The 1,091-nt window shown below is 63.9% G+C and carries 1 protein-coding gene; it reads right to left on the bottom strand.

Features of this window, described 5'->3' with window-relative positions; translation table 11 throughout:
• Positions 1-1,091: IS256 family transposase (locus tag HLH29_RS19285; RefSeq protein WP_246374499.1), on the bottom strand; the 1,091-nt coding region annotated here is incomplete at both ends.

Raw genomic sequence — 1,091 nt, 5'->3', positions numbered from 1 at the left:
CCGCGTCGTCATTGGGGAAATGCCCCCTGGCCCGGACGGCCCGCCTCAGCTTGGCGTTCAGCGCCTCGATGGCATTGGTGGTGTAGATCAATTTTCGGACCTCGGCGGGGAAGGCATAGAAGGGAATGACCTCCTCCCAGGCCCGCTCCCAGGACTGGACGATCGCCGCGTATTTCCGGCCCCAGGAGCTCTCGGCAAAGGCGGTGAGGGCAGCTTTTCCGGCTTCGGCGTCCACCGCCCGGTAGATATCCTTCAGAGCTGTGGCCACGGATTTGCGGTCTTTCCAGGCGACGAAATCCAGCGAATGGCGCAGCAGATGCACGATGCAGGTCTGCACCAGGGCTTCGGGGAAGACGGCACGGATGGCGTCTGGAAACCCCTTGAGCCCGTCGACCACGGCCAGCAGGATATCCTCGACGCCACGATGGCGCAGTTCGTTCATGACCCGGAGCCAGAATTTGGCGCCCTCGTTCTGCTCGATCCACAGGCCGAGGACTTCCTTGGTGCCATCGGCGCGCACGCCCAGGGCGATATGCACCGCCTTGTTGCGCACCACGCTTTCATCGCGGATCTTCACCCGCAGGGCATCGAAGAACACCACCGGATAGACCGCCTCCAGCGGCCGGTTCTGCCAGGCTGCCACTTCGTCTAGCACGGCGTCGGTGATGACGCTGATCAGGTCCGGTGAGGCTTCCACGCCATAGATTTCAAGCAGATGGCCCTGGATCTCGCGCACGCTCATCCCGCGCGCATACATCGAAATGATCCGATCGTCGAAGCCGGGAAACCGCCGCCGGTAGCGGGCGATCAGTTGCGGATCGAACGTTCCCGCCCGATCGCGGGGGATGTCCAACCGCACCCGGCCCCCATCCGTCAGCACGGTCTTCTGGCCGTAGCCGTTGCGGCAATTCGGGCGACCAGCCACAGCCTCGCCGTCCAGATGGTGGTCCAGTTCGGCGTTGAGCAACCGCTCCGCCAGGGCTTTCTTCATATCGCCCAGAAGGGCGTCCGCGTCCGACATAGTGCGGACCACGCGACCAGCCAGAACCTGGTCCAGAACATCGTCAGGGATCACCGGCTTCTTGCGTCGG

Source organism: Gluconacetobacter tumulicola (assembly GCF_014174215.1).
Lineage (GTDB): Bacteria > Pseudomonadota > Alphaproteobacteria > Acetobacterales > Acetobacteraceae > Gluconacetobacter > Gluconacetobacter tumulicola.
The sequence above is the reverse complement of the archived record's forward strand: the minus strand, read 5'-3'. Positions and strand labels throughout refer to the sequence as shown.